This window comes from Thermodesulfobacteriota bacterium, from assembly GCA_040755095.1.
GTDB lineage: Bacteria > Desulfobacterota > Desulfobulbia > Desulfobulbales > JBFMBH01 > JBFMBH01.
This window is the reverse complement of sequence record JBFMBH010000002.1, coordinates 71683-90470: the sequence shown is the minus strand read 5'-3', so window position 1 is coordinate 90470 and position 18788 is coordinate 71683. Positions and strand designations below refer to the sequence as shown.

General features: G+C 69.9%; 16 protein-coding genes. 3 read left to right on the top strand and 13 right to left on the bottom strand.

What is annotated here, in order from left to right; genetic code table 11:
* Positions 1 to 6: 6 nt before the first annotated feature.
* The 11 genes from AB1634_00930 to AB1634_00880 form a co-directional block, all read right to left on the bottom strand.
* On the bottom strand, positions 7 to 2727 hold the full coding sequence (locus AB1634_00930) for an HDOD domain-containing protein (GenBank protein ID MEW6218083.1): 2721 nt from the start codon (positions 2725 to 2727) through the stop codon (positions 7 to 9).
* A gap of 211 nt (positions 2728 to 2938) precedes the next feature.
* Positions 2939 to 3358: a PIN domain-containing protein gene (locus tag AB1634_00925; protein MEW6218082.1), complete on the bottom strand. Its 420-nt coding sequence runs from the start codon at positions 3356 to 3358 to the stop codon at positions 2939 to 2941.
* Positions 3351 to 3608 carry a hypothetical protein gene (locus AB1634_00920; GenBank protein MEW6218081.1) on the bottom strand — a complete coding sequence of 86 codons (258 nt, stop codon included), beginning with the start codon at positions 3606 to 3608 and terminating at the stop codon, positions 3351 to 3353. The genes AB1634_00925 and AB1634_00920 overlap by 8 nt, the downstream gene beginning before the upstream one ends.
* A 68-nt stretch (positions 3609 to 3676) precedes the next feature.
* Positions 3677 to 5605, bottom strand: coding sequence for a molybdopterin biosynthesis protein (locus tag AB1634_00915; GenBank protein ID MEW6218080.1), 1929 nt, complete (start codon positions 5603 to 5605; stop codon positions 3677 to 3679).
* A 116-nt stretch (positions 5606 to 5721) separates the two neighbouring features.
* Positions 5722 to 7008, bottom strand: coding sequence for a gephyrin-like molybdotransferase Glp (glp, locus tag AB1634_00910; GenBank protein ID MEW6218079.1), 1287 nt, complete (start codon positions 7006 to 7008; stop codon positions 5722 to 5724).
* Positions 7009 to 7018: 10 nt separating this feature from the next.
* A complete protein-coding gene (locus AB1634_00905; GenBank protein MEW6218078.1) occupies positions 7019 to 8383 on the bottom strand; it encodes a hypothetical protein in 1365 nt (454 codons plus the stop codon).
* On the bottom strand, positions 8380 to 9117 hold the full coding sequence (locus tag AB1634_00900; GenBank protein MEW6218077.1) for an ABC transporter ATP-binding protein: 738 nt from the start codon (positions 9115 to 9117) through the stop codon (positions 8380 to 8382). Before AB1634_00900 ends, AB1634_00905 begins: the two co-directional genes overlap by 4 nt.
* Positions 9114 to 9908 carry an ABC transporter ATP-binding protein gene (locus AB1634_00895; GenBank protein ID MEW6218076.1) on the bottom strand — a complete coding sequence of 265 codons (795 nt, stop codon included), beginning with the start codon at positions 9906 to 9908 and terminating at the stop codon, positions 9114 to 9116. Before AB1634_00895 ends, AB1634_00900 begins: the two co-directional genes overlap by 4 nt.
* Complete coding sequence (livM, locus tag AB1634_00890; GenBank protein MEW6218075.1) at positions 9905 to 11245, bottom strand: high-affinity branched-chain amino acid ABC transporter permease LivM; 1341 nt, start codon at positions 11243 to 11245, stop codon at positions 9905 to 9907. The genes AB1634_00895 and livM overlap by 4 nt, the downstream gene beginning before the upstream one ends.
* On the bottom strand, positions 11245 to 12159 hold the full coding sequence (locus tag AB1634_00885; GenBank protein MEW6218074.1) for a branched-chain amino acid ABC transporter permease LivH: 915 nt from the start codon (positions 12157 to 12159) through the stop codon (positions 11245 to 11247). Before AB1634_00885 ends, livM begins: the two co-directional genes overlap by 1 nt.
* Positions 12160 to 12279: 120 nt before the next feature.
* On the bottom strand, positions 12280 to 13410 hold the full coding sequence (locus tag AB1634_00880) for a branched-chain amino acid ABC transporter substrate-binding protein (protein ID MEW6218073.1): 1131 nt from the start codon (positions 13408 to 13410) through the stop codon (positions 12280 to 12282).
* Positions 13411 to 13698: 288 nt separating this feature from the next.
* Between AB1634_00880 and AB1634_00875 the strand changes: the two genes are divergently transcribed.
* The 3 genes from AB1634_00875 to lpxB all read left to right on the top strand — a co-directional run bounded on the left by AB1634_00875 (position 13699) and on the right by lpxB (position 16587).
* Entirely contained in the window at positions 13699 to 14352 is a 654-nt protein-coding gene (locus tag AB1634_00875) for a PEP-CTERM sorting domain-containing protein (protein MEW6218072.1), read from the top strand.
* A gap of 116 nt (positions 14353 to 14468) precedes the next feature.
* Positions 14469 to 15446: a Gfo/Idh/MocA family oxidoreductase gene (locus AB1634_00870; GenBank protein ID MEW6218071.1), complete on the top strand. Its 978-nt coding sequence runs from the start codon at positions 14469 to 14471 to the stop codon at positions 15444 to 15446.
* On the top strand, positions 15436 to 16587 hold the full coding sequence (gene lpxB / locus AB1634_00865) for a lipid-A-disaccharide synthase (protein ID MEW6218070.1): 1152 nt from the start codon (positions 15436 to 15438) through the stop codon (positions 16585 to 16587). The genes AB1634_00870 and lpxB overlap by 11 nt, the downstream gene beginning before the upstream one ends.
* Here lpxB and AB1634_00860 read toward each other — a convergent pair.
* Together AB1634_00860 and AB1634_00855 are read right to left on the bottom strand one after the other, a co-directional pair.
* Entirely contained in the window at positions 16543 to 17061 is a 519-nt protein-coding gene (locus AB1634_00860) for a tRNA (cytidine(34)-2'-O)-methyltransferase (protein MEW6218069.1), read from the bottom strand. The two genes, lpxB and AB1634_00860, sit on opposite strands and share 45 nt — an antisense overlap.
* A 40-nt stretch (positions 17062 to 17101) precedes the next feature.
* Positions 17102 to 18457: a M23 family metallopeptidase gene (locus AB1634_00855; protein ID MEW6218068.1), complete on the bottom strand. Its 1356-nt coding sequence runs from the start codon at positions 18455 to 18457 to the stop codon at positions 17102 to 17104.
* Positions 18458 to 18788 lie beyond the last annotated feature (331 nt).

The following is an 18788-nucleotide window of genomic DNA, read 5'->3' as shown; positions in this document are numbered from 1 at the left end:
AACGCCTCAACCGGCCCCGGCCTGGGCCAGGGCCGCCTGGATGGTGGCGGTGAGATCATCCATGGCCAGGGGCTTCCGGAGGCAGGCAAAGGCGCCGCGCTCCTGCAGCTCCCGGACCTCGCCGGGGCTGGCCAGGCCGCTGGCCACCAGCACCTGGGTCTGCGGAAAGGCGCGGCGCAGGAGATGGACCATCTCCTGGGTGTCGGGGCCCGGCAGGCCGATGTCCAGGAGCAGCAGGTCGAAGGGCCTCTGGCGCAGCCGGCTGGCGGCCTCCACCCCGTCATCCACCCCCTCCACCTCGAAACCGGCCGTAGCCAGGCCCTCCTCCAGACTTCGCCGCAACGACCGGTCGCTGGCGGCCACCAGCAGGCGCCGCCGGACCGGCGCCGCCGGCTCCTCCCCGGATGGCGACTCCTCCGCCAGGGCCGCCTTCAAGGCCCGGAGACGGTTGGCCTTGTCCAGGGGCAGGCCGGCGGTGAAGACGCTGCCTGCCCCCTCCTTGCTGGTCACCCGCAGGAAGCCGCCATGCTGCTCCAGGATGGCATGGGCGATGGCCAGGCCAAGGCCTATGCCCTCTCCCTGGCTGCGGGTGGTGAAGAAGGGGTCGAAGATCCGCTCCAGCAGCGGTCTGGGGATGCCGGCGCCCGTGTCGGTGACCCGCACCGCCAGCATCGCCCCTTCCACCTGGGCAGCCACATGGACGGTGCCGCCCTTGGGCATGGCCTGGCGGGCGTTGGCGATGAGGGCGGCAAACACCTGCTCGATCTGGACCGGATCCACCATCACCGGCGGCAGATCGGGCGGCAGGTGGGTCTCCAGCTGCACGGTCGGCTCCTGGCCGTGCCCGGGCAAGGAGCTTTCGACCTTGGCCAGGATGGTGCCCAGGGACACCGGCTGGCAGTTGGGACGCGATGGCCGGGCAAAGCGCATGATCGCCTCGATGATGGTGGCGATACGCTCATGCTGCTCGGTGATCACCTGGAAGCGGGCCTGGGCCTCCGCCGCCTGCGGCCAGCCGGCCAGCTGGCGGGCCAGTATTTGCAGATTGAGGCTGGCAATGGTCAAGGGGTTGTTGATCTCGTGGGACATGCCGGCGGCCAGGCTCGCCACCGAGGCCAGGCGCTGGGAGATGAACAGCCGCCGCTGGCGCTCACCGGCCTCCCGGGCCGCCTGGGCCAGCTGGTCGCTCTGGCGGAGCAGGCGCTCCTCCAAGAGCAGCCGCTGGATCACCCCGCTCACCGTGGCCGCAAACCGCGTCACCTCCTGGCGACTGAGCTCCGCGGCCGAAGGGGAGCCGGCAAAGTCGACCAGGAGCTGGCCCAGGATCGGGCTGGCCAGCCAGGGGGATGGCCGCTCCGCCCGCAGGAAGGTGGAGCAGAGGGCGGAGCCGGCCACCATCACCAGGAGGCCCGATTGGACCTGGCTGCCCGCCTGGTCCTCGGCCAGGGCCTGGCCGAGGAGTCGCAAGGCCTCGGCCTCGATGGCCGAGCGATCACTGGCGGCGGCCGGGGTCGGGGCAGCGGCCAAGACCGGCATCCGGATCTCGTGCCGGGCCTGGCCGTCCACCATGACGCCGCAGAAGCCCTCGCCATCGGACTCCCGGATCATGGCCAGGACCCGGGACACCCGGAAGACCTCCTGGGCGCCTTGCGCCAGGATGCGGGCGGCCTCGCTGGCCGTGGCCGCGGTGGTCAACCGGCGCACGGTGGCGGTGGTGGCGGCCAGAAGGGTGTTGGCCTGGCGCGCTTGGCGCAGCTCCTCCTCGCAGGCCACCGCCTGGCTGCCCAGGCGCCGCCGGGCCTCGCTGGCCAGGCGGCCGAAGGCGGCCTCATCCCAGATGCCCAGGGCATATCCCAGCTCCTGCACCCGGTCCTGGGTGCTCTTCACCACCGCTTCCAGATCGGCTGCGGTCATGCCGTGGGCCAGGAGCAGGGCATCCAGGGCAAAATGGACCTGGTCGTGGCAGGAGGGCTCGCTGGCCAGAAAATAGCTGGAGCCCACCTGCTGGGCGACACAGACGAGATCCGCGAAATGGACCAACTGGTGGATGTGAGCGAGATCCGGGGGAATGACACCGCTCACCGGCTGGTGGTGCAGCCACATGGCCGCAGCCAGCGGGGCCGGGAAGCGCCAGCGCTCGGCCAGCAGCCGGCCCAGCTGGCCGTGGTCCAGGCCGAAGCAGGTTTTTTCCAGGTCCAACGGCAGGCCGGTGGCGAGTGGCTGGGAGCCCTGCTGGGAGAGTGCCTGGCACAGCTCGCCAAACTCCTTCGGGGCCTGGAGATAGAGCACAAGCTTGCCCAGGTCGTGCACCAGACCGGCCATGTAGGCTGCCTCTGGCTCGGCGAAGCCGAGACGGGCGGCCAGGGCCTCGGCGGTGCTGGCAACGCCGATGGAATGCAGCCAGAAGAGGGGCAGGCGCGGGGCCTCGTCTCGGATCAGCCCGGAGAAGCTGTCGAACACCGTGGCCGACAGAATGAGAGCCTTGACCACCTTGAGCCCGAGGAGGGCCGTGGCCCGGGACAGACTGCGGACCGTGCCACTGCCATAGAGGGGCGAGTTGGCGTAGGCCAGGATCCGGCTGCTCATCACCTGATCCTTGGCCAGAACCGCGCAGATGGCCTCCAGGCTGACCGTGTCGTCTTCCGCCAGGCGCATGGCCTCCAGGGCCAGGGCCGGCAGGGTCGGCAGGCGGTCGATGTCGATGAGGAGTCTTTTGGGGCCGGTCACGGTTCCACTGGTGCTCGATTGGAGGCCCTCCCGGCGGGAGGAGAAGGACAGGCTACGCGCAGGTCCCGCCGCCGGCCGGCGCGGGCGCAGACGTGATGGGGCCATCATACAGCATAAGAGGGGGCAAGGGCAATGAGGGAGCGCAGCTGGAGCTCCCGGCGAGGGTCACCCCTTGGGAGCACGCGGCGTAGCTGCCACCAGGGGCGGGGTGTCAGAATGCGGGAGGCTGGATCCGGAAAGGCTTCCTGGGGGACAGCCGGTAGGTGGAGAAGCCTCGCAGGTCCAGGGTAAAGATATCGCGGATCTGTCGCTCCTCGGCCACGGCCACCAGAGTGGCGTCCGCATAATCCATGGGGATGTCAGCATACTTGGCCATGAGGCCCAGACATCGCTCCAGGAGCGCCTGAGACATGGGGAGCAGCTCGGCTCCCCCCTGGAGAACAAGCTCCAGGGCCGGCTGCTGGGCCTGGAACGATGGCCCCAGGAGGTACACCACCTCGGTCAGGACAGCCTCGGTGGTGAAGAGTCGCCCCCGGAACCCTTGGAAGAATTCCAGACACCGAAGGTGGCTCCTCTCGCTCCGGTCGAGCAGGGCCACAAAAGGACCTGTATCGAGAAGCAGGTCAGCCATCGCGACGCAGCTTTCTGGCCAGATGCTGCCGGTGGGCTTCTCCCAGGTCATTGATGCCGGTCGCCACGGCGCCCATGAGGTGGCGCACCTTGTTGAACGGGCACGGCTCATCGGCCGCGGTTTCGGCCCTGATCAGCTGTTCCAGCGCCTCGCGCACCACATCCGACTTCCGGCAGTGCCGCTTCTTCGCGATGGCGGCAAGCTCGGCAGCAATCTGGCCCGGCAGTCTGACGGTCAGTTGTGCTTGCATGGCAGTCCTCCCGGCAGCGTCATGCAATACTATGCCGTTAGCATTGCACGGTCAAGCCACTTCCTCTGCTACTGCTCGTATACGATGCGGCCGCAGTCCCGGAGGTCATAGCCGCCCAGGCTGGCCAGGGTCTGCCGCAGCTCCCGGCTTTCCCGGAGGATGGCGAGCAGGGCCTGCACCTTGGCCTCGGCCAGGTGGGCCTTGGGGATGATGAGGTCGTAGCGCTCCTCGGCGACCGGCAGAAAATCGAGCCCCAGGGCCACGGCGGCAGCGCGGATGGCCAGACCGGTATCGGCGGCACCGGTGGCCACTGCCGAGGCCACCGCCATGTGGGTGTACTCCTCCCGCTGGTAGCCGGCGACGGCCGCCGGCTCGATGGCCAGGCGCTTCAGATGCAGGTCGGTCAACAGGCGGGTGCCGGCCCCCCGCTGGCGGTTGATGAAGCGCACCTCTGGCCGGACCAGGTCGGCAAAGCCGGTGATGCCCAGGGGGTTGCCGGGCCGGACCAGGAGGCCCTGCTGGCGAAAGGCCAGGTTGACCAGCACCAGGGGCAGGCCCGGCAGGTGACGCTCAAGATAGGGGACATTGAACTCGCCGCTGGCCTCGTCCAAAAGGTGGCTGCCGGCGCAGTGGGCCTCGCCCCGGCGGATGGCCATGATGCCGCCCAGGGAGCCGACATGGGCCGAGGCCAGACGGCAGTAAGGCCTTTGCCGGTGGAGCAGGTTGGCGATGACATCGAGGGCGTTGTCGTGGCTGCCGATCATGACCAGGGTGTTTTCCACCTCGTGCTGGGGCCGCAACAGCTCCACCTCCACCGTCTCGCCAGCCCCGATCCCCTCGGCTCCCGGCGGAATGGCCAGGATGCCATCCGCCTGCACCAGGCTCATGACCGCCCCGGCGCCCCGGCCGGACGGGGTGGCGAGGAGCTTGTCCCCGACCCGGCCCAGCTTGACCCGCACCAGCTCCAGCACCCCGAGCCGGGAGGCCAGGGGCCGGGAGAGGACGGCGAAGGCCCGTTCCGGCGGCAGGCTGGGGCAGCCGTGCAGGAGGTCGATGATCCCCCGGACAAAGAGGCGCAGGCACAGGAAGGTGGAGACCGGATAGCCGGGCAGGCCGATCACCGGCTTGCCGGCCACCGTGGCCAGGATCACCGGCTTGCCTGGCTTGATGTTGACGCCGTGCACCACCACCTCCCCCAGCTCGGCCAGGACCCGGGCGGTATGGTCCTCGCTGCCGGCCGAAGCACCGGCATTGACCAGCACGAGATCGTGCTCGGCCGCAGCACAGGCGACCGCCTGCCGCAGGCGGGCCGGATCATCCGGGGTGATGGGCAGCCGCCAGGGCGTAGCGCCCCACTCGGCAACCAGGCCGGCGATGATGCGGCTGTTGAGCTCGATGATGTTGCCGGGGCGTACGGGCGCCCCCGGCTCCACCAGCTCGCTGCCGGTGGGCAGAATGGCTACCCGTGCCTGGCGCCGTACGGCGACCTCGCCGCAGCCGGTGGCCAGCAAGGCCCCCAGGTCCACCGGCCGCACCCTTTGCCCCTCCGGCAGCACCAGCTCGGTGGCGACGATATCCTCGCCAATGGCCCGGATGTGCTGCCAGGGGGTGGCGGCGGCCACGATCTCCACCGCATCTTCCCCCACCGGCTGCACATCCTCGATCATGACCACGGCATCGAAGCCGTCGGGAAGCGGATGGCCGGTGTTCACCGCCACGAACTGGCGGCCCTCCACCAGCCGCACCGGGGAAGCCTCGCTGGCGCCCACCGTCTCCCGCACCCGCACCGCGATGCCGTCCATGGCGGCCCCATGGTAGAAGGGCGCCGACTGGCGGGCGAAGACCGCCTCGGCCGTCACCCGGCCCAGGGCCTGGTCGGCGGGCACGGTCTCGGCCGGCAGCGGCCCCAGGGCGCCGTGGCGGCCCAGGGCCTCGTACCAGAGACGCAAGGCCTCTTCCAGGGGCTGGTTGTCGAGAAAGCGGTTCGGACGATTCATGGGCATTCAGAGCCGCATCAGGCGGGCCGGGAGGAAGGGCCGGCGAGGAGCCCCACGACCGTAGGGGCAGCGTGCCCGCTCCCCCCCTTTGTCAAGCACCACCCCGATGCGCCGGGTCACGCGAACAGCTGCACGGCCACCATCTCGCCGGCCGGGATGCCCTCCCGGCTCTCGGGGACCACTACCCAGCCATCGGCCCGGACCAGGGTGGAGAGGCTGCCCGACTGGCCCAGGACCGGCCAGGCGGTGACCTCGCCGCTGCCGGCCTCGTCGGCCAGGGCCACCCGCACATAGTCCCGGCGGCCGGCGGCGGAGCGGATGTGCCGCATCAGGCGGGCGGGCAGGCAGGGCCGCCGGGGTGGGGCCTCCTCGCCGGCCAGCCGCAGGATGAGCGGTCGGACAAAGACCTCGAAGGCCACGGCGGCCGAGACCGGGTGGCCGGGCAGGCCGAAGACCGGCTTGCCGGCCGCCAGGCCAAAGATCACCGGCTTGCCCGGCTTCATGCGCACGCCATGGACCAGCACCCCGGGCGGGCCCAGGCGGTCGATGATCCTGGCCCCCAGGTCCCGGCTGCCCACCGACGAGCCGCCGGAAAAGAGCACCAGATCGGTCTCGGCCAGGGCCTGGGCCAGGGCGGCCAGAAGTCGCTCCTCCTCGTCGGGGAGGATGCCGTACCGCTGCACCGCCGCCCCCAGGCCAGCGGCCAGGGCGGCCAGGGTGACCGAATTGCAGTCCCGGATCCGGCCTGGTCCGGGCGCCTCTTCATAAGGCACCAGCTCATCGCCGGTGGCCAGAATCCCCACCGTAGGCTGCGCCCGGACCGAAAGCCCGGTGACCCCCAGGGCAGCCAAGAGCCCCAGATCCTGGGGCCGCAGCCGGCGGCCGGCCGGCAGCACCTCCTGGCCTCGGCCGACATCCTCGCCCGGGAGCATGACATGGCGGCCCGGGGCCACCGGCGCCGTGACCTCGATGAGGCCCGCGTCCACCGGCACCGCATGCTCCAGCATCAGCACCGCATCGGTGCCCGGGGGCAGCAGGCCGCCGGTACTGATCGTGAAGCAGGCACCGGGGGCCGGTCCTGCCGCCGGCTGCACGCCCATGGCCACCTCGCCCGTGACCGCCAGATAGGCCGGCAGCCCCTCCGAGGCGCCGAAGGTCTCCGCAGCCCGCACCGCAAACCCGTCCATGGTGGAGCGCGGATGGGCTGGCAGGTCCTCGGGGGCGGTCACGGCGGCGGCGCTCACCCGGCCCAGGGCCGCCAGCAGGGGCACCGTTTCCCGGCCGGCCACGGCCGGGGGCGCCGAGGCAAGGATCCGCTCCCCGGCCTCGGCCACGGTCAGGTTCATGGCCCGGCCCAGCATGTCCCGGGTCGGTTGTCCTGTGAGGAATTCCTTGTTGGACATTCTGCGGCTCTTAGGCCATGGCGATCTTGGCGAGCACCTGCTCGAGGTCGGCCAGGCTCTTGCCCAGGGGCTCCGTGACCGCCTCGCCGTCCTCCTTGACGAAGACGATCTCCATCTCGGCGATGAGCTGGGTGAGATCCTGGCGGTAGCGCTCCAGTCGCCCTTTCAGGAGGCGGGCCAGGTGGCTGCGCCGGGCGCAGCCCTCCAGCAGCCGTTCCAGCTCCGCGGCGCTGGTGACCAGGGTGGCGGTGGAAAGGACCTGGATGACCCGGGGCAAGAGATGCCGGCGGTCGGCCATGGCGGCGGCGGACGGAATGGGCATCCAGGAGAGCATCAGGGTCAGCATGCCGAAAAAGCCGGAGAACAGGCTGTCCAGGATCTCGTTGGCCATGGCCTCCGGCTGCATGGGGCCGGCGGTTACGGCCAGCGCCGCCACCGCCCGGGGCACCTCCCGCTCCAGGGCAGTGGCGATGGTCTCCAGGCGCTCCAGCACCCCGAAGGTGGCCCTGACCCCTTCTATGTGGTAGCTGCGCTTGGACAGGCTCCAGACCAGCCGCTCCACGGTCTCGGCCATGCGGGCCACGCCGGTGAGCACATCTCCGAGGCCGATGCCCGCCACCGAGGCCAGGGCCGCCTCCACCTCCGCCAGGCTCTCGAGATCCTCCCGGCAGCGGCTGACGTAAACCTCCACCTGGCCTGCGATGCGGTCCAGCAGGCGGCCGATGACCGCGGCAAACCCTTTCACGATGTCCACCGCCATCATGGGCAGCCGGCCCTCCCGCATGAGGTTGTCCACCGTCAGGGTCAGACGGCTCCGCAGGGCCTCGACCCGGTCCAGATGGTCGGCGAGGGACTTGTGCCGGACCGCAAACCACAGCGCGGCGGCCGCGGTGACAAAGCGCCGCCGGTCCTGCTCCTGGTGCAGGCGCAGCTCCGCCAGCTGCACCAGGGCCTCCATGGAGACCTGGTTGCGGACCCGGGCGGCCGCAGCCTCCAGCAGCTTGGCATGGCTGGTCAAGGCGTCCAGGTCGGCCTGGATCTTCCGGTAGCCGTCCCGGATCACCCCGAGGATGACCCCGATCTCCTGGCCCCGCTGCACGTCGGCCAGGGTCTTGTCCACCAGCCGCCGCAGGTTCTCCACCTCCAGCGGCAGGGCCGCGAGCCGGCGGCGGCAGGAGACCTGGGCCGCCTTGATCACCTCCGGCTCCATGCCCAAAAAGCCGAAGAAGAGGCTGTGCCGGTCCACATCCACCATCAGCCATTCCTGGAGCTGCGGCTTCCCCTGGACCGCCGTCACCTGCTCCCGGATCCCGGCCAGGGCGGTCCCGAGCTGACCCAGGAAGCCCGCCAGATCAGGGCGCTCTGCCGGGCTCATGGCACCCCTCCCAGATAGGCGGCCCGCACGGCGGGATCGGCCAACAGCTCCGCCCCGCTGCCGCTCCTGACGATGCGGCCGGTTTCCATGCAATAGGCCCGGTGGGCGATTGCCAGGGCCAGGGCCGCGTTCTGCTCCACCAGCAGGATGGCTGTGCCCTGCTGGTGGATCGCGGCCACTGTGGCAAAGATCTGCCGGATGACCAGGGGCGCCAGGCCCATGGAGGGCTCGTCCAGGAGCAAAAGCCGGGGCCGGGCCATGAGCGCCCGGCCGATGGCCAGCATCTGCTGCTCGCCGCCGGACAGGGTGCCGGCCAGCTGCCGGGCCCGCTCCGCAAGCACCGGGAACAGGGCCATGATCTGCTGCCGATCCTCCCGGATGGCCGGCCGATCCCGCCGCAGATAGGCCCCCAGCTCCAGGTTCTCCGCCACGCTCATGCGGGGGAAGATGCGGCGGCCCTCGGGCACCTGGGCGATGCCCATGGCGGCGATGGTGTGGGGGGGCAGGTTGTTGAGCAAGTGGCCAGCGAAGCGGATGCTGCCGGCCCGGGGCGCCGGCTGGCCGCAGATGGTCATGAGGGTGGTGGATTTGCCGGCCCCGTTGGCGCCGATGAGGGCCACGATCTCACCCGCGGCCACCGACAGCGAGACGCCCTTCAGGACCTGGACGTGGCCGTGGCCAGCCTGGACGTCCTCCATCTGGAGCAATGGCTGGGACGGGGCGCTGGCGGTCATGCGGCCGCACCCAGATAGGCGGCGATCACCCGGGGGTCGGCGGCCACCTCCCGCGGTGGACCGGCGGCAATGATCTGACCCCGGTCCATGACCAGCACGGTGTCGGAGATGGCCATCACCAGCCGCATGTCATGCTCGATGAGCAGCACGGTGAGGCCGGATTCGCCGGCCAGCCGGCGGATCAGGGCCTCCATTTCCCGGGTCTCGCTGGGATTGAGTCCGGCCGCCGGCTCGTCCAGCAGCAGGAGCAGGGGCTCGGTGGCCAGGGCGCGGGCGATCTCCAGACGCCGCTGATCACCGTAGGGCAGGGTCCGGGCCAGTTCCTGGGCCCGGTGGGCCAGGCCCACCCGGGACAGGCAGGCAAACGCCCGGCGGACGATCCGCTCCTCCTCCTGCCGCACGCTTGCCGGCCGGAAGATCGCCCCCAGGATGCCGGCCTGGCTGCGGACATGCTGGCCGACCATGACGTTCTCCAGGGCGGTCATGCTGGCAAAGAGGCGGATGTTCTGGAAGGTGCGGGCAAGACCCAGACGGGTCACCTGGTGGGGCTTCCGGCCGGACAGCCGCCGGGGCCGAGCAGAAGAGCCCAGCCACCAGACCTCGCCGCCGGAGGGCTGGTAGAGACCGGACAGGCAGTTGAAGACCGTGGTCTTGCCGGCGCCGTTGGGACCGATGAGGGCGGTGATCCGTCCCCGGGGGATGGCAAAGGAAAGCTCGCTTGCCGCCACCACGCCGCCGAAGCGCTTGCACAGGCGCTCCACCCGCACCAGATCCTCGCCGCCGGCGGTCATTGGCGGTGCACCTCGGCCAGGCTCTGGCGGTCCTGCTCCAGGCTGCGGCGATCGTCCGGATGGAGGTCGTAGATGCGGCGCCGGGCTGGCAGCAAGCCCTCGGGCTTGACGATCATGAGCCCCACCATCACGGCGGCGAAGATGAGCATGCGGAAGCCGGCCAGCTCCCGCACCAGCTCCGGGATGATGACCACGGCCAGGGCGGCGCAGGTTACGCCGGCGGTGGAGCCCATGCCCCCCAGCACGACGATGGCCAGGATGGTGGCCGACTCGATGAAGGTGAAGGATTCGGGATTGACAAAGCCCTGGCGGGCGGCATAGACGGCGCCGGCAAGGCCGGCCCAGGCGGCGCCCAGGCCGAAGGCCGCCAGCTTGGTCAGGGTGGTGTCGATGCCCATGGCCGCGCAGGCGATCTCGTCCTCCCGCATGGCCACCCAGGCCCGTCCCAGCCGGGACTCCTTGAGGCGCTCCACCACGAGCATGGTGCCGGCCATAAGCCCCAGCACCAGAAGATAGAGGAAGATGAGCCGGTGGCCGGCATCGTAATCGAGGCCGAAGAACTGGTGGAAGGTGTGGCCGCCGTCCCGGGCGACCCGGCTCATCTCCAGGCCGAAGAGGCTGGGCCGGGGGATGCCCATGATGCCGTTCGGCCCGTTGGTGAGGGAGTCCCAGTTGTTGAGCACGATGCGGATGATCTCGCCGAAGCCCAAGGTGACGATGGCCAGGTAGTCGCCCTTGAGACGGAGCACCGGAAAGCCCAGCACCAGACCGGCGAGACCGGCCGCCAGGCCGCACACCGGCAGGGCCATCCAGAAGGACCAGTCGCAGTACTGGTACAACAGGCCGTAGCCATAGGCGCCCACCGCGTAGAAGGCCACATAGCCCAGATCCAGAAGACCGGCCAGACCGACGACGATGTTGAGGCCCAGACCCAGGACCACATAGATGCCGGCCAGGGTGGCGACGTCGATGGCGGTGCGGGAGACGAAGGGCGCGAAGGGGAAGGCTGCCGCCAGCCCGAAAAGGACGGTCAGGGTCAGGGCTGGCCAGCGGCGGCCCTGCTGCCAGGCCCTGGCCAGTCGCTGCCGGCCGTGGCTGGTCAGCTGGGAAAGACGCAGGCCCAGATGATGGCAGCCGGCGACAAGAACGGCCAGACGGGCCAGGAAGACGCCGGCGACGATGATCCCCAGATCGTCCAGCTGCCAGTGCAGCCGCGGCTGCCGCTCATAGCCTGGCACCAGATCAAAGGCCACCAGCGGGCTGGCCAGAAGGCCCAGCCACAGGGCGTCCCGGAGGGCGGTGGCCAGGGCCCGGCAGCGGCTGGGGCGCCCGGCCATCAGACCTTCTCCATGTGGGGCCGGCCGAGGATGCCGGTCGGCCGGACGATGAGCACCAGGGCCAGGATGCCGAAGGAGAAGACATCCTTGAGCTCGGTGCTGAGGTAGGCGGAGGTCATGGCCTCGATGAGGCCCAAAAAGACGCCGCCCAGCATGGCGCCGGGCACCGAGCCGATGCCCCCCAGGACCGCGGCGGTGAAGGCCTTGATGCCGGCCAGAAAGCCGATGGAGAAGTTCACGAGCCCGTAGTGCAGCGACACCAGCACCCCGGCCAGGGCAGCCAGGGCCGAGCCGAGGATGAAGGTCTGGCCAATGGTGCGGTCCACATCCACCCCCAGCAGGGCGGCCATGACCTGATCCTGCTCCAGGGCCCGCATGGCCATGCCGGTCCGGGTGAGCCTGATGAAGAGGCCCAGGCCCGCCATGACCGTCACGGTGACGGCCACCAGGATCGCCTGGACATAGCTCACCTGGATGGGCAGCCGGGAATCGGCCAAGAAGACGAAGCCGCCCGGCAGAAGCGGCGGCAGGGCCAGGTCCTTGGCGCCCTGGGCCAGCTGCACCGCGTTCTGGAAGAACAGAGACATGCCGATGGCCGAGATCAGGGGGGACAGCCGCGGCGCCCGCCGCAGCGGCCGGTAGGCGATCCGCTCCATGGTCCAGCCGTAGGCCGCGGTCACGACCACCGCCACCAGCAGGGCCAGGAAGAGGGCCACCGGCGTGGAGGAGATGCCGAAGACCGCTGCCAGACCGATGGTGATGATGCCCAGATAGGCACCGATCATGTAGATCTCGCCGTGGGCAAAGTTGATCATCCCCAGGATGCCATAGACCAGGGTGTAGCCGATGGCGATGAGGGCGTAGATGCTGCCCAGGGTGATGCCGTTGGCGAGCTGTTGAACGAAATAGAGCATGGACCATCCCGGAGCGGCAGGCCCCGCTCTTGCCGCGGCGCCGGCGCCAAACGACCGCCCCGAAGGAGCGGTCGCTGGCGCACCGGCCAGGAGGCCTGGCAGCGGAACGAAGACGGCGGGCTATTCCGGCAGCTCGGCGTAGGTGCCGCCCTGCCAGCGGTAGATCACGTAAGGGCTGGCGGACAGATCCCCCTTGGCGTCGAAATGGAGGGTGCCGAGCACCGTCTCGAAGGGGTGAGCCTTCATGAAGGCGCTGACCTTGCCGGCGTCGGTGGAACCGGCACCATCCATGGCCGCGGCCAGGACCTGGAGCGCCGCATAGCTCAACAAGGTGTACCCCTCGGGATCATACTGCTCCTGGTCCCGGAACTCCGCCACCAGGGCCTGAGCGCCCGGCAGCTTGCGGGGATCCGACTGGAAGGTCATGAGCACCCCGTCGGCGGCCGGGCCGGCGATGTCGGCAAAGGCCTTGTCGACAATGCCGTCGCCGGACATGAAGGGGGCGGCCAATCCCTGGTCCCGGGCCTGGCGGAGCAGCAGGGCCGCCTCGGCATGCAGGCCGCCGAAGTAGATGAAATCGACCCCCTGGGCCTTCATCTTGCTCACCAGGGCCGAGAAGTCCTTGTCGCCGATGGAGATGCCCTCGTAGAGCACCTCGGTCTTGCCGCGGGCCGCCAGGGCCTTCCTGGTCTCATCGGCCAGGCCCTGGCCGTAGGTGGTCTTGTCGTGGATCACCGCCACCCGGCTGGCCTCGGAGCGCTCGGCGATGTAGCGGGCCGCGGAGCCGCCCTGCTGGTCGTCCCGGCCGCAGACCCGGAAGAGGGTGGCAATCCCCCGTTCGGTCACCGCCGGATTGGTGGAGGCCGGGGTGATCTGGAGCACCCCCTCCTCGGCGTAGACCTCCGAGGCGGGCAGGGTGGAGGAGGAGCAGAAATGGCCGATCACCGCCGCCACGCCCTGGTTGGCCAGATAATTGGCCACCGCCCGGGCCTGCTTGGGGTCGCAGGCATCATCGCCCGGCACCAGCTCCACGCTCTTGCCCAGGATGCCGCCCCGGGCGTTGACATGCTGGACCGCCAGCTTCGCCCCCTTGCTGAGCTGGGCGCCGAACTGGGCGTAGGAGCCGGTGATCGGGCCGGCCACCGCGATCCGAATGCTGTCGGCGGCCGCCGCCGGCCGGGCCAGGAAGAGGCCGGCAGCCGCCAGGCTGGCGGTCAGGGCCAGTCCCTTGACGATGCGCAGCATGGTCATGGCATACCTCCTTCGGGGGATGGACAACTGGACGGCCCATGAGGCCAACAGCGCAAGAAGGCGCCGTTTTTGGTCCATTTCCTACGGCTGGGCCAGACTACCCGAAGCCCCGCCGGCTTGTCAAGGCGCCGCGGCAAAGAGCTTACTCCGGCACCGAGCCTCGGACCGCGGGCGCCCAAAGGGCCATTCTTTTGCCTTGACAGTCTGTTCATCCTTTGGTAGATGCGTTAAGCGGTGGGGAGTCTTTTGTCGAACTGCATCAACAACGAAGAAAAGGGGGACAAAACGATGACAAGAAGCAGAACGAGATTCACCCTGCTCATATGCGCCATGGGCCTGTTCGGGCTCCTGGGCCTTGGTGCCGCCACCTCGGCCCAGGCCAGCACCTACAACTTCCTCAACCTCACCGCCAACGATCCCGGCAATGCCGCGGCCGGCGAGGCGCAGCTCGGCCTGGAGGTGACGGACCTGGGCGGGCAGCAGGTGCTTTGGCGGGTCTCGAACACCGGCACGGTGACCTCGGTGGTGGAGCAGGTCTTCTGGGACCTGCCGGCCAGCCTGTCTTACGAGCTGGAATTCGGCGGCGGCGGGGGAGGCGCTGTCAGCTTTTCTGAGGACAACCATCCAGGCAACCTGCCAGGGGGCAACAGCATCGGTTTTGAGACCAGCGTCTCGTTCAGTGCCGACTCGCCGGCCCCCACCAAAGGCGTTGGGCTGGGGGAGTACGCGGATTTCCGGATGACGATGGACGGGCCCGCGACCTATGCTGACATCATCGCCAGCCTTGCCACCGGCGAGACCAGGCTCGGCCTGCATGTGATCAGCTTCCCGAACGGGGGGAGTGAAGGGTTTGTCAATGCGGTGCCGGTGCCGGGCAGCCTGCTGCTGCTGGGCTCCGGTCTCGTGGGCCTGCTGGGGCTGCGCCGGCGGCCCCGAGGCTGAATCTTTCCGGACCGCCATTCCCGGACCAGTCGGCTGGTCTTGGCCCGTGCGCTGCTGCCAGCAGCCCACGGGCCTTTCTTCGTGGTGTGCCTGGCATGACAGGGGGGTCTTGCATCGTGACGGACATTCGGGTGGGGGTGATCGGGGTCGGCTATCTGGGCTATTTCCATGCGGAAAAGTACGCCCGCCTGCCCGGGGTGCAGTTGGTGGGGGTGGTGGACCGGAGCGACGAGCGGGCGGCCCAGGTGGCCGAGACCTTCGGCACCCGGGCCTTCCGGGACTACCGCGACCTTCTGCCCCTGGTGGACGCGGTGAGCGTGGTGGTGCCCACCGTGGCCCACTACCCGGTGGCCACCGCCTGCCTTTCCGCCGGACGGCATGTGCTGCTGGAAAAGCCCATGACCACCACCCTGGCCGAGGCCGACGAACTGATCGCCATGGCTCAGCGGCAGGGGCTGGTGCTGCAGATCGGCCATCTCGAGCGCTACAACCCGGCCCTCCTCGCCATGGAGGGCCACCTGACCCGGCCGATGTTCATCGAGAGCCACCGGATCGGGCCCTTCAAGCCCCGGGGCACCGACGTGGATGTGGTTCTGGATCTCATGATCCATGACATCGATATCGTCTTGTCCCTGGTGCCGGCTGACCTGTCCTTCATGCACGCGGTGGGAGTGCCGGTGGTCACCCCCAGCACGGACATCGCCAACGTCCGGATGGTGTTCGCCAACGGCTGCACCGCCAACCTCACCGTCAGCCGGGTCTCCCGGGAGACCATGCGCCGGGTGCGCATCTTCCAGCCCAAGACCTACATCTCCGTGGACTACGCCACCAGGAAGATCTTTGTCGTCCGGCTGGCCGACACCCTGGGGCCGGACGGGCTGCCGGACCGGGAGGTCCAGGAGCTGGCCTTCGGCGACCACGATGCCCTGGCCGCCGAGGTGGCGGATTTCGTGGACGCCGTCCGCCGCGGCCGGCCGCCGAAGGTGGACGGCGCCGCCGGCCGCCGCGCCCTGGCTGTGGCTCTGGAGATCATGGCCCAGATCCGGGGGCAGATCGATCGCTACCGCCAGGAGCTGGGCCTCGGTGCGCCCTGACCAGCCTCCCCGGGTGATGATCGTGGCCGGCGAGGCCTCCGGCGACCTGCACGCCGGCGCCCTCCTGCGGGCCATGCAGCAGCAACGGCCAGGCCTCGCGGCCTCCGGCATGGGCGGCCCGCAGCTGGCCGCCGCCGGCTGCCGCCTCCTGGTGGACGCCGGTCGCCTGGCCGTGGTGGGCCTGGTGGAGGTCCTGGGGGTGCTGCCCGGGATCCTGACCGCCTGGCGCCGCCTGACCGGCGAGCTGCGGCGCCAGCGGCCCGACCTCCTCATCCTGGTCGACTACCCGGACTTCAACCTGCTCCTGGCCCGCCGCGCCCGGCAGCTGGGCATCCCGGTCTTCTATTACATCAGCCCCCAGATCTGGGCCTGGCGCTCCGGTCGCGCCCGGAGCATCCGCCGCCTGGTGGATCGCATGGCGGTGATCCTGCCCTTCGAGGCCGCCTTCTACCGCCGCCGGGGGATGCCGGTGGACTTCGTGGGCCATCCGCTCCTGGACACGGTACGGCGGACCATGCCCCGGGCCCGGATGCGGCAGCGTCTGGGGGTGGAGCCGGACCAGCCCCTCGTCGCCCTGCTGCCCGGCAGCCGGCGCCGGGAGCTGGCGGCCCTGCTCCCCGATTTCCTGGCCGCCGGCCGCCTGATCAGCCAGACCCTGCCCCGGGCCCGGTTCCTCCTGCCCCGGGCCCCCACCCTGGGGCCAGACGACCTGGCACCGTTTCTTGCGGCGGCGGGGGACCTGGACCTGCTGGTAGCGGCGGATCTGGGCTACGACGGCCTGGCGGCAGCCGACTTCGCCCTGGCCGCCTCGGGCACCGTCACCCTGGAGCTGGCCATCCTCGGCGTGCCCATGGCGGTGGCCTACCGCCTGGCCCCCCTGACCTGCTGGCTGGGCCGGCGGCTCATTCGGGTGCCCCACATCAGCCTGGTCAATCTGGTGGCCGGACAGGCGGTGGTGCCGGAGCTGCTGCAGGAGGCGGTCACGCCGGCAGGCCTGGCGGCTGCTGCCTTGTCGGTCCTGGCCGACCGGCAGCAGCAGATGACGATGCGGGAAGGTCTTGCCCGGGTGCGGAGTCTGCTCGGGGAGGCCGGGGCCTCAGAGCGGGCCGCCCGCCTGGCCCTGGGGCTCATCGCCCCGTGAGGCCGCAAGCGGCCAGCCCAGCTGGCGCAGGCCCTCGTAGAGGACGATGCCGGCGGCCACCGCCAGGTTGATGCTGCGCACCTCCGGATGGGCCATGGGGATGGTCAGGCAGCGGTCGGCGTAGGCGGTGAGAAGATCGTCCGGCAGGCCCTTCGTCTCCTTGCCGAAGACCAGAAGATCGCCGGGCGCAAAGCGGGCCGCGGTGTAGGGCCGGCTGACCTTCTTGGACAGAAGGTGCAGCCGGTGGCGCTCGCTGGCGGCGAGGAATGCCGCCAGGCTTTCCCAGTAGCGGATCCGCACCAGGTGCCAGTAGTCGAGACCGGCCCGCTTCAGGGACCGGTCGTCGGTGCGGAAGCCCAGGGGCCGCACCAGATGGAGACAGGCACCGGTGGCGGCGCACAGGCGGGCGATGGTGCCGGTGTTGGGAGGGATCTCCGGCTCCACCAGGACGATGGACAAAGGCGAGCTGATCACGACCTGGCGCGATCGGCGGGTACGACGGAGCAGGCCGAGGCTACAGCAGCTTCAACGGGCTTTCCCCGCGGTACAAGAGCCGCTCCTCGTCCAGGATCCGGGAGTCGGAGCCGGTGGCCAGGCGGGACCCCAGGTTGCGGGCCAGCTGCTGGAAGGCGGTCCGGTCCTTGCCGCCCAGGATCAGGCGGGGCCGGAACTGGTGGGACAGGGGGTCGCGGAAGGTGCCGTTCTCCTCGATCCGGTAGTCGACGTGGGGGCCGGTGGACATGCCGGTTGAGCCGACGAAGCCGATGATGTCCTTCTGCTGCACCCGGCTGCCCCGCTTGATGCCGCTGGCGAACCGGGACAGGTGGGCGTAGGAGGTCTTGAAGCCGCCGGCATGGGCGACGATCACCTGCTTGCCGTAGCCGCCGTTGTAGCCGGCAAAATCAACCACGCCCCCGGCAGTGGCCTGGATGGGGGTGCCGCTGGGGGCGGCGAAATCCACCCCGAGGTGGGGCCGGATGCCGCCCAGGATCGGATGCTTGCGGTAGCGGGTGAAGGTGGAGGTGACCCGGCCGAAGGGCACCGGCGAGCGCAGGAAGGTGGTGCCCACGCTTTCGCCCCTGGCATCGAAGTAGAGGGTCTCCCCCTGGCTGGTGTAGGCGTAGCCCTCGTGGATCTTGCCCTCGTTCTCGTAGCGGGCGGCCAGGATCTGGCCGAAGCCCACCGTCTCCTCGCCCTTGCGGTAGCGCTCCACCACCAGGGCGAAGCGGTCTCCGGGCTGGGGCTCGGTGTTGAAGTCGATGGCCGAGCCAAAGATGTCGACAAAGGCAAAAAGGAGGGCGTGGGAAAGCCCCTGGGCCTCAAAGGCCTCAAACAGAGAGCGCTCCACAGTGCCGGTCAGGCGGACCGTTTCGCGCACCAGCTCCACCGGCAGCCGCTTGGTCTCGTACCGGTCTCCGGTCCGGCACACCGTGTAGGTCTCCAGGGCGCCGGCCTCGAAGCGGCAGGCGGCAAGATCGCCCTCCGGATCCAGGGTGACCTCCAGGCGCTGGCCCGGACGCAGGCGGCGGAAGTCCAGGTGGTCATCCAGAAGGTCGATGATCTGCCGTTGCCGCTCACCGGACAGGCCGAGACGGCCGAGAAAGGCGGCAAAGCCTTCTCCCCGCTCCAGCTCGCCGGCCAGGACGGTCTCCCGGGGTGCCGGCGGCTCGGCCTCCGCACCGGGCCGCACCGGGCTGGTCGCCAGACTGGGCTGCTCGTCGAGCTGCAGGAGCATGGGCACCGGCTGGGACCGTTGGTCAGCGGCCGGCGGCAGCCTGGGCTTCTTGTCGTAACGGATACCGATGAAGGTGATGCAAAGGGAAAGGAGAACGATGACGGCGGCGGGGTGATTTTTGAGGAGTCGGGTCATGCGGTGTCTTCCTTGCCGGTCTGGAGATTGGCGGCTTGGGGATCGGCACCGGACAGTCCGGAACCACTTCGGGGTCGTATAACAGAACGGGCGGAGGATGGCAAGACACTTTTTGCCCTGTGCAGGCGCCGGGAAAGCATTCTTGGGCCGCTCTTCCTCCATCTTGGTGCTGCGGCATCTGCACAAAGCCCCCCGCCAGGGGACTGCCCCAGGCACCTGCTGGCGTGCCGACAGCTCGGCCGGCACGCCTGCCCGACGATGGAGGCCTGCTTTTTGTCTTTGATTTTTTCTCCGGCCGCGGTAATTGTTGGGGCTTGCCAAGGCTGCCCCC